Here is a 9,279-nt window from a genome sequence, read left to right as displayed (position 1 = left end):
GGAATAACATAACTTAAAAGTGTATTCAGATTTGTTCCCTTAGGCCATGCCGGCTGGTAATTTCCTTTTCGGCTTAGCCAAATAATAAACCCAAAACAAGCCAGAAAAATAGCACTCGTGAGAAACCGAATATTGAATATAGGCATTACGTTGGCATCTGTACCAGAACGGTAGTCAACAATCGTAAAAGACCAATCGTGCAGAATGCTAAAGAAGGCGAGAACCATTAACGGATAAGCTAGTTTTTCGTAAACAGGTATTGCTTTGGTTCGACCAATCCAAAAAAGCAAAGCAGCCTCGGCACTCCAGATAATTGTTACCCAGTTTCCATCAAGTTGCACAGGAATGGTGAGCGTAATGAAAACCAGAACCAAGCCTGATACCAGAAAGAATAGATTTTTATCGACTTGCTGTCTTTTGTAAAGCACCATGCTTACTGCAAAGTGGATGACGGCATTGAGCGCAGTAAAAATGCCCAGAAACTGACTTTCAGCCGTTGTAGAGTCAAGGATTGCATAACCAACACCATAGAAAATGAAGGAATTGAGCAGCAGAAGGGCAACAGATTCTCCGGTAAACTTCTCGTTACGGATTAATTTATATGCCATAAACGTGGCATAAAACGTAGCAAAGAAACATGCGTCAAAAATTAAAGCAGTAGCAAAATGTATTGTGGAATCATAAGAGTTCGTAAACCAGCCGAGAAAGATGAGCCAGGTAAGCACAAAAGCAGTATAATAAACTGGCTTCCAATATCTTTTAAATGAGATTATAAGAATACCGATGTTGATAATAGCTATGTAGAGAAATAAAATACGCACATCGCCAGTGCCATCGCTTAATAGAAACGGAACGCCATAAGCTCCCACCAAACCGATTAGGGCGATAACCTGCTGGGAATATTGGAGCGCAGCAAAAACGGTAAAACCTGTAAAGACCAGCATAAGCGCAAAGGCCAATCCTTTTGGAAATAAGCCGTAAAAGTTGAAGGCTGCAAAAGTGATGAAGTACATAATCGCCATAGCGCCACTAACCAAAACAGCGCTGTAGTTGTGATAATTTTTCTTGAGTTTCATGCCAATTCCAATCAGCGTAACACCAGCTAGGTAGCCGAGAATTATTCGCGTAAGCGGCGAAATTAAATCATGCTCAATGCTGTATTTTGCTCCAATGGAAACACCGATAACCGTGATGATGATCCCAATTTTATTAATCAGATTTTCACCGATAAATTTTTCCAGATCTGATTTTTTTTGAGGCTTTTTTGTCACTGAATCTTCGTGTGACATTATTTCTGGGCTTGCCGGTTTTTGGACTTCTTGTTTTTGATCAGTAAATTGAGGTTTATCGGGCTCAATTACAGATGAAATTGGCTTTTCTATTTCATCGATTTCAACTGGTTTTTCTACAATTCGTTTGCCTTCGGCTTCGCTAGATTTTGAATACAGAAGGCGCGACACTTCCTCTTGGAGTTCATGCAATTCTATCGTAACCTTTTCTTGTTGATCACTAAGACGGTTTAATTCAGAAAGAATTTTTGAAAGTTGAGATTCTTTGTCAGTCATTAGTTAAAATATTCAGGGCAGAAAATTAGCCAAATTACACAGATAAACTTTATTGAGTCAATTTTCAGCCAATAAAACGAATGTCAGTGAGTGTTTGACAGTGAAGTACCTCACCGTTAAAGGACTTGATAGCCGTAGCCTAAGCTGCTTTTGGTATTCGAATTCCTGCAACAAGCACATCGTCAGCTTGCTCTTCCTGATCTCTCCAATGGTGAAACTCGTATTGCAATAAATATTGCTGATCAATCATTTTATGCTGATTTGCAAAAAGTAAAAAATCTCGAAATTTACGACTCACGGACTTTTTGTTGAAATCGCCACCAAACTGGTCTGGAAAACCATCTGAAAACATATAGAAAGAGTCGATTTTTTCTGCATGGAATTTATGGGGGGACGTGTGTACTTACATTCATACGAAGTGAAGTAAGTAATCGAAACAATTTGAATCGTTATCAGCTCCGCTGTGGTATCCACCCTGCTGTCAAGAAAGTTCCATTTTAATTATTAGGGTTACCCCTTTAGATCGCTAGATGAAATGGACAGAGCTCGTGGAGGTGATTATATTTTTCCAAATTATTGACTGACAGCCCTGAAAGGGCGACATTCAATAGCACAGGGTGCAACAAGCGAAGCGCCGTGAAACCCTGTGTATCATGAAAGAAAAAGTCCAAAGCCCTGAAAGGGTGACATCAAGCTGCAAAGGATGAGAGATGAATTGTGTTTTTCGCGACTTACATGGGTAACCCTATAAATTATTATGCCGCGGGGTGGATACCCACGCGGAGCGATCAGCAACTACGATTAAATTCCACGAAATTCCAATTTGCCCATTGCAAATTGCCTATTGCAAATTGCTCATTGCCGCCCTTGTGCATTCCTCTCCGCGAAAAGCCTCGTCGGATGCAGGAAAGGGAGTTTACCTCACGGTATAATAAAAATTAGAATCTAATTGGAAGGATTTGAGTAGTAATTAAGATCGTTATTGAAAATTGCCTATTGCCTATTGCCTATTGCAAATTGCCCATTGCAAATTGCCTATTGATTTCACTTCTTAACTGCCGCCCTTGGGGTCAAAAAAGATACAATTTAATTATTATGCCGCGGGGTGGATACCCACGCGGAGCGGCCAGCAACTACGATTAAATTCCACGAAATTCCAATTTGCCTATTGCAAATTGCCCATTGCCTATTGATTTCACTTCTTAACTGCCGCCCTTGGGGTCAAAAAAGATACAATTTAATTATTATGCCGCGGGGTGGATACCCACGCGGAGCGGTCAGCAACTACGATTAAATTCCACGAAATTCCAATTTGCCCATTGCAAATTGCCCATTGCCTATTGCAAATTGATTTCACTTCTTAACAGCCGCTTTAAAAGCACCAATAGCATTTTTAGTAAAATCGCTTAGCACCAACTTTCCGCTATAAGCTGCTCGCTCTTCCAGCAAGACATCCCAATTATCAGCATCAGCCCAAAAGGTTTTTTTCAATTCCTTCATAGCTTCAGGATTAGATTTGGCAAGTGTTTCGGCTAATTTTTGAACCGCTGCGTCAAGCTCTTCAACGGTTTCAAACGTATTGGCATACATGCCTTTAGATTCCGCCCAGCCCGCTGTTTGCCAAGATGTAGCATCAATGGTAAGGCTGGTCATTGCAGCTTTTCCAACTTTGCGCTCTACGGCAGGACCTACCACAAACGGGCCAATGCCAATGGCAAGCTCGCTGAGTTTAACTGAAGCAAATTTAGTTGCTAAGCAATAATCAACTGATGATGCCAAGCCTACGCCGCCGCCTACAGCCTTCCCTTGTACACGACCTATTACAAACTTAGGTGCTTTACGCAGAGCATTAATTACATTGGCAAAGCCCATGAAAAATGTTTTACCGCTTTCGGCATCTTTTATGGAAATAAGCTCATCAAAACTCGCTCCCGCACAAAACGCACGATCGCCAGCCGATTTTAAAATAATGACTTTTACTTCGCTGTTTTCGCCGGCCTCAGTAATCGTGTCCGCCAACTTTTTCAATACTTTTCCCGGAAGGGAATTACTCGCAGGGTGCTGAAATTCAATGGTTCCAATTCCGTTTGCAACTTCCAGCTTTACGCTGCCTTCATTTATATAATCACTCATTTTCTATTGCTTTTACTTTTTTCTTTCTGGTGCTCTTGATGTTCAAAATTTCTACCAATAAGGAGAAGAACAGGGCGAAATATACGTAACCCCGCTCAATATGCTTGTGCAGTCCGTCCAAAATAAGAACAAAGGAGATGAGTATCAAAAACGAAAGAGCCAGCATTTGAATACTCGGGTAGGTATTGATGATTTTGCTGATTTTATTGACAAACACCATCATAATAATCATAGCAATGACTACAGCAACTATCATAATAATTATTTCATCGACCATTCCCACAGCAGTAAGTATAGAATCAAAAGAGAAGACCATATCAATCAGGATAATCATTCCAATTACACCCATAAAAGAGTGGGCCTTGGCTTTTTTTAGTCCACCTTCATCTTCGTCACCCTCCATCTTGTGATGGATTTCGCTAATGGTTTTCACCAAAAGAAAGGTTCCACCCCCGAACATAATCAGGTCTTTGACAGAAAAACCGATGTCGAAAAGGGTAAACAGCGGATTCTCAAAGTGCACCAGCCAGGTAATCATAAAAAGGAGTGCAACTCTGAAAATTAATGCCAGAGCCAGTCCTATTACACGCGCTTTTGGACGTTGCTCTTCGGGCAAACGCTCTGAAATAATAGAGATGAACAAGATATTATCTATTCCCAGAATGATTTCTAAAAGCGTAAGTGTACCCAGTGCGATGAGCGACTCGGGTCGCAGGAGCACTTCAAAATGTAATTCCATACTATGAACCTTCCTGATTTTCCTTTTTTACCATGGTAAGAATCGTGGCTATGGCAACCGTTTCTCCGGTTTCGTCATACACGTCAACCAAAAATTTCACAATCCCTTTTGCAATATCTTCTTCATCGCGCTTTTCCTGCTCTATTTTTTGCTTTACGGTAAGCTTAACGCCAATGGTCATTCCCGGATAAACGGGCTTGGTAAATCGACATTCTTCAATGCCATAGTTTAAAAGTACGGGCCCTTTTTTAGGACTAACAAACAAGCCGGCAGCTTTTGAAAGCACAAAATATCCGTGAGCTACGCGTTGCTCAAAAATAGTTCCTTCAAGCGATGTACCATCTACGTGTGCGTAAAAATTATCGCCGCTTACATTGGCGAAGTTTGTTATGTCAGCTTCTGTAACTGTGTGTTTTGCAGTAATTTCTGTATCTCCAATCTTCAGGTTTTCAAAGTATTTTCTAAACGGATGAATATCGCCTTCGGTTTGCTTACCACCGTTTTGATACACATTTGTAATAGCTGAAAGGGTAGTGGGAGAACCTTGAATAGATGTGCGTTGCATATAGTGCATTACACCGCGCTTTCCACCCATCTCTTCGCCGCCACCAGCTCTTCCAGGGCCGCCATGCACGAGCATTGGCATTGGCGAACCGTGACCGGTACTCTCACGGGCACAATCTCGGTTTAAAACCAAAATTCTACCGTGGTGCGATGCTGCGCCGAGCACAAATTCTTTGGCGTCTTTGTCATTATAGGTGGCAATAGAACAAACCAGCGATCCTTTGCCCATTTTAGAAAGGGCAATGGCATCATCAAGTGTATCGTAAGGCATAATTGTGCTCACAGGACCGAAAGCCTCAATTTCGTGGCTGCCCAAATTCTTAAACGGATCGTCGTTTCGCAAAATAATCGGCGACATAAAAGCACCGTTTTTGGTATTCCCTTCCGCAGTTACGTTTTCTAAATCTCCGTACACTAATGAAGAAGAATTCAGCAATTCGTTTACCTTTTCACGCACTTCTTTCAGCTGTGTTTTTCCCGCAAGGGCACCCATGCGCACACCTTCCAGTCGCGGATCGCCCACTGTGGTTTTAGCCAATCTGTTAGCAAGTGCAATTTGCACATCTTCGAGAATATCTTTTGGCACAATTACTCTGCGGATTGCGGTACATTTCTGACCGCATTTGGTAGTCATTTCGCGCTGCACTTCTTTGATAAAAAGATCAAATTCAGGTGATCCTGGTTCAACATCGGGACCAAGAATACTCGAGTTTAGCGAATCTGCTTCCATGTTAAAGGGCACTGCTTCTTGCAATATTTGCGGTGTAGATTTCAGCATTCTGCCGGTGGTCGCCGAGCCGGTAAAAGTTACAACATCTTGTGATTGGGCGTGGTCTAAAATCCCGTGTGCCGATCCGCAAATTAGCTGCAAACTCCCTTCGGGCAAAATGCCGCTTTTTACAATTTCGCGAACCATCAATTCGGTTAGAAAAGAGGTAACAGTTGCAGGCTTAACCACTGCCGGCATTCCGGCAAGCAGGTTTACAGCAATTTTTTCGAGCATTCCCCAAATAGGGAAGTTGTATGCATTGATGTGAATGGCTACACCTTCTTTTGGCACCATAATGTGATGACCAATAAAAGATCCCGTTTTTGAAAGTGGCACTGCTTCTCCATCCACATAAAACGATTCGTCTGGAAACTGGCGGCGCAGGCTGCTGTATGCAAATAGATTGCCTATTCCACCTTCTATATCTACCCAGCTATCGGCTTTTGTGGCGCCGGTAGCATAGCTCAATTCGTAAAATTTATCTTTGATAGTCATCAGGTGAAGCGCCAAAGCTTTTAGCATTCTGCCGCGTTCCTGAAAAGTCATTTTTCGCAAAACCGGATTTCCAACTTCACGCCCATATTTTAGAATATCGGCAAAATCGAGTCCTTTGCTGCTGGCTACGGCCACCACATCGCCAGATGTGGCGTCGTAAAGCTGCTTTCCATCACCATCGCCGGCAATCCATTTCCCCAATACGTAATTCTCTAAGTTCATAAGGTATTATTTTGAAATGCGAATTTACGAATAGAATGTGAGTTTTTGGTGCTTGGTTTTTGGTGATTGGTGCTCAATGGTGAGGCCTCGGTCAAGATCTTCGATTCTTGGTGGTTGGTTAATTGAGTTGCCAACCATTTATTGAACCTCAATATCGTTCCTCGCTGTCTTTGACTTGCTATAATCGCAGGTGGATATTACATTTAGCAAACCAAATTGAGAACAAGGGTGTGCTTATAGCGGAAATAAATACTTGTTTTGAGTCTTAGCTTTCAGTTCATCGATTATATCTAATTTCAGTCATAATTAAGTTTGTAACTAAAAAGAAATTTGAATTGTATTAAGTTAAAATATTGATTTTGAGCATAATAGAATTACCTGTTTGATTCCAATTCAGAAAACTAATATATTAGATGAATAATTCTTTGAAAATGAAAAATTGGCAAGAACATATAACTACAGATTCCGAAATATTACTTGGTAAACCTATTATCAAGGGAACAAGAATTTCAATTGAATTTATTCTTGAAAGATTAGCAACAGGTTGGAGTGTAGAACAATTATTAGAGAATTATCCTAGATTAACACTGGACGATTTAATGGCTGTTTACGCATACGCATATGATTGTATGAAAGATGGATTGCTGTTAATGAAATCTAAGAGTGCCTAATAGATACAAATGAAATTTCTGGCAAACGAAAATTTTCCAATAGCAAGTTTTAAAATTTTAAATAATATTGGTTGGGACATTGAACATATTGGCAATACAAATAATGGAATAACAGATAACAAGGTGATGGCAATTGCTATGAATGAAAGTAGAATTATTGTCACTTTCGACAGCGATTACGGTGAATTAGTTTTTAAATATGGTTATAAACCTCCAGGTGGAATATACTTGAGAATTCAAGATTTTAAACCAGAATATCCGGGGAAATTATTAATAGATATTATTGATGTTGACAAACTGGATGTCGAGAACAAATTCACAGTTATTGACGATAATCAAATAAAGCAAAGGAAAATATAAATATTCTAAAAATTGATGCTAAAACAATGTGATTATGGACATAAGGCCAATTAAAACAGAACAAGATTACAATGCTGCGATTAGTAGGATTGAGGAACTTTTGGGAGCTAAAATGGACACGCCAGAGGGAGACGAATTTGATTTATTGGTAACTTTAGTTGAATTTTATGAGATGAAACATTATCCTATTGCACCTCCTGATCCGATTGATGCGATAAAGTTTCGGATGGAGCAAATGGTACTGACTAAAGCTGACATGGTTCAATATCTTGGCAGCCAAAGTAGAGTAAGCGAAATACTCAATAAGAAAAGAGGTTTGACTTTGAGTATGATAAAATCACTATACAAGGGATTAAAAATACCTGCAGAGATATTGTTAGCATAATTAAGGCATTTGCCAAAAACTAAAAACTAAAAACTAAAAACTATAAACCAATCACCAATCACCAAAAACTCACTCCAAATAACGCGTCTCAACTTTAACATCAGATTCCGTAAGGGTGCGATGCACCGGACATTTATTGGCGATTTCAAGCAATCTCGCACGTTTTTCATCGTCTAAATCACCTTCAACTTCCAGGTATCTATTAAATGTGTCAATTCTACTTTTTTTCGCTTCCGGATTGCTGCTGTCTTTGGCGTATTCGCTCGAATGATCTAAATGGACTGTGACTTTTGTTAAATCCCACTTTTTGCGGTCGGCATACATTTTTATGGTCATAGCCGTACAAGCGCCAAGAGCTGCGTTTAAGAGCTGGTAAGGAGATGGGCCGAGGTTATTTCCGCCAACAGATTTCGGTTCATCTGCCAAGAACCGATGCTCTCCGGCAATAATTTCTGTAGTGAAACCATCGCTGCCAAGCTGCACAGCCGTATGGTTTTCGGTTGTAAACGGCTCTTCCACTTCGGGAATATACCTTTTAACCCAGGCACCCAGTACAGATGATGCATATTCGGCATCTTCCTGTTTTGTAAGCAGGTGGTTTGCTCCATCGAGTGAAATAAAACTTTTGGGATGGTGCGCCGCCTTAAATAGTGCCGCCGCATTTTCAATCTCTACCACACTATCTTGTGGACTGTGCATAATAAGTATCGCTTTCCGTAATTTATTGAGCACAGATTCTGAACTGTGTTTCTCCAGATCGCTCAAGAATTTTTGTCCAATCATAAAAGGTCTATCGGCTATTGAAACGCTGGCTTTTCCGTTTTTTTCAATCTCTTCGCGGCTGTGACCGATTACGTGCAAAACGTGACTGGCCTCGGCTGGCGCTCCAATGGTGCAAATTGCTTTTACCGATTCTACTTTCGCGGAAGCGTGAATAACAGCTGTACCACCCAGCGAATGGCCAACCAAAAGGGTGGGGGAGAAATAAAATTCCTCTAAGAATTTTGCGGCCGAAATAATATCTTCTACGTTGGTTGTAAAACCGGTATCTTCAAATTCGCCTTCGCTCTGGCCCAGACCAGTAAAATCAAAGCGGAGCACACCAAATCCATTTTGAGTAAGCTCACGCGAAATATTGGTAGCCGCTTTTGCATTTTTACCACAAGTAAAGCAATGTGCGAATATGGCAAACCGGCGCGGCTTTTCACCAATGGGTAGTTCAAGCCTGGCACTCAACTCAAAATCGTCTGCATTTTTAAATTTTATCGCTTTTGTCCGCATAATTTAATTCAATTTATCATTTAATGTAAGGAAAGATGGGTGCATCTTCTCAAGTCTTCATATACTTGTGAGATATTTTACCTCCCGGTGGGGAT

At 40.8% G+C, this 9,279-nt stretch carries 9 protein-coding genes; 3 read left to right on the top strand and 6 right to left on the bottom strand.

Annotated features, from left to right (window positions below):
- From G3O08_RS14820 to paaZ, 5 genes are all read right to left on the bottom strand, one after another.
- Nucleotides 1–1,565, bottom strand: a 1,565-nt coding sequence (locus G3O08_RS14820) for a DUF2339 domain-containing protein (protein WP_163286167.1), incomplete at its 3' end; no start/stop codon positions are given.
- 139 nt (nt 1,566–1,704) lie between these two features.
- Nucleotides 1,705–1,917 carry a hypothetical protein gene (locus G3O08_RS14815; protein WP_163286166.1) on the bottom strand — a complete coding sequence of 71 codons (213 nt, stop codon included), beginning with the start codon at nt 1,915–1,917 and terminating at the stop codon, nt 1,705–1,707.
- Between the two features lie 1,001 nt (nt 1,918–2,918).
- The gene (locus tag G3O08_RS14810; RefSeq protein WP_163286165.1) at nt 2,919–3,698 is read right to left on the bottom strand and encodes an enoyl-CoA hydratase/isomerase family protein; all 780 of its coding nucleotides are present in this window, start codon (nt 3,696–3,698) and stop codon (nt 2,919–2,921) included.
- A complete protein-coding gene (locus G3O08_RS14805) occupies nt 3,691–4,437 on the bottom strand; it encodes a TerC family protein (protein ID WP_163286164.1) in 747 nt (248 codons plus the stop codon). Before G3O08_RS14805 ends, G3O08_RS14810 begins: the two co-directional genes overlap by 8 nt.
- Before the next feature lies 1 nt (nt 4,438).
- Nucleotides 4,439–6,487 carry a phenylacetic acid degradation bifunctional protein PaaZ gene (gene paaZ / locus G3O08_RS14800; RefSeq protein ID WP_163286163.1) on the bottom strand — a complete coding sequence of 683 codons (2,049 nt, stop codon included), beginning with the start codon at nt 6,485–6,487 and terminating at the stop codon, nt 4,439–4,441.
- Between the two features lie 413 nt (nt 6,488–6,900).
- On the opposite strand from paaZ, the gene G3O08_RS14795 reads away from it, so the two are divergent.
- The 3 genes from G3O08_RS14795 to G3O08_RS14785 are packed head-to-tail and all read left to right on the top strand — an operon-like array spanning nt 6,901 to nt 7,903.
- Nucleotides 6,901–7,158: a DUF433 domain-containing protein gene (locus tag G3O08_RS14795; RefSeq protein ID WP_204336896.1), complete on the top strand. Its 258-nt coding sequence runs from the start codon at nt 6,901–6,903 to the stop codon at nt 7,156–7,158.
- A gap of 9 nt (nt 7,159–7,167) precedes the next feature.
- Nucleotides 7,168–7,518: a DUF5615 family PIN-like protein gene (locus G3O08_RS14790; protein ID WP_163286162.1), complete on the top strand. Its 351-nt coding sequence runs from the start codon at nt 7,168–7,170 to the stop codon at nt 7,516–7,518.
- Between the two features lie 34 nt (nt 7,519–7,552).
- On the top strand, nt 7,553–7,903 hold the full coding sequence (locus tag G3O08_RS14785) for a helix-turn-helix domain-containing protein (protein ID WP_163286161.1): 351 nt from the start codon (nt 7,553–7,555) through the stop codon (nt 7,901–7,903).
- Nucleotides 7,904–7,972: 69 nt separating this feature from the next.
- On the opposite strand, the gene G3O08_RS14780 is transcribed toward G3O08_RS14785, so the two are convergent.
- Entirely contained in the window at nt 7,973–9,184 is a 1,212-nt protein-coding gene (locus G3O08_RS14780) for a bifunctional alpha/beta hydrolase/OsmC family protein (protein ID WP_163286160.1), read from the bottom strand.
- Nucleotides 9,185–9,279: the final 95 nt, after the last annotated feature.

The organism is Cryomorpha ignava (genome assembly GCF_010686655.1).
Lineage (GTDB): Bacteria > Bacteroidota > Bacteroidia > Flavobacteriales_D > Cryomorphaceae > Cryomorpha > Cryomorpha ignava.
Note: the sequence above shows the minus strand (reverse complement) of the source record. Positions and strands in the feature narration are given on the sequence as shown.

What these genes read in the sequence shown, in the direction of transcription:
- G3O08_RS14815 (WP_163286166.1), bottom strand. Translation starts at nt 1,917, where the DNA reads ATGTTTTCAGATGGTTTTCCAGACCAGTTTGGTGGCGATTTCAACAAA.
- G3O08_RS14810 (WP_163286165.1), bottom strand. Translation starts at nt 3,698, where the DNA reads ATGAGTGATTATATAAATGAAGGCAGCGTAAAGCTGGAAGTTGCAAAC.
- G3O08_RS14805 (WP_163286164.1), bottom strand. Translation starts at nt 4,437, where the DNA reads ATGGAATTACATTTTGAAGTGCTCCTGCGACCCGAGTCGCTCATCGCA.
- paaZ (WP_163286163.1), bottom strand. Translation starts at nt 6,487, where the DNA reads ATGAACTTAGAGAATTACGTATTGGGGAAATGGATTGCCGGCGATGGT.
- G3O08_RS14795 (WP_204336896.1), top strand. Translation starts at nt 6,901, where the DNA reads ATGAATAATTCTTTGAAAATGAAAAATTGGCAAGAACATATAACTACA.
- G3O08_RS14790 (WP_163286162.1), top strand. Translation starts at nt 7,168, where the DNA reads ATGAAATTTCTGGCAAACGAAAATTTTCCAATAGCAAGTTTTAAAATT.
- G3O08_RS14785 (WP_163286161.1), top strand. Translation starts at nt 7,553, where the DNA reads ATGGACATAAGGCCAATTAAAACAGAACAAGATTACAATGCTGCGATT.
- G3O08_RS14780 (WP_163286160.1), bottom strand. Translation starts at nt 9,184, where the DNA reads ATGCGGACAAAAGCGATAAAATTTAAAAATGCAGACGATTTTGAGTTG.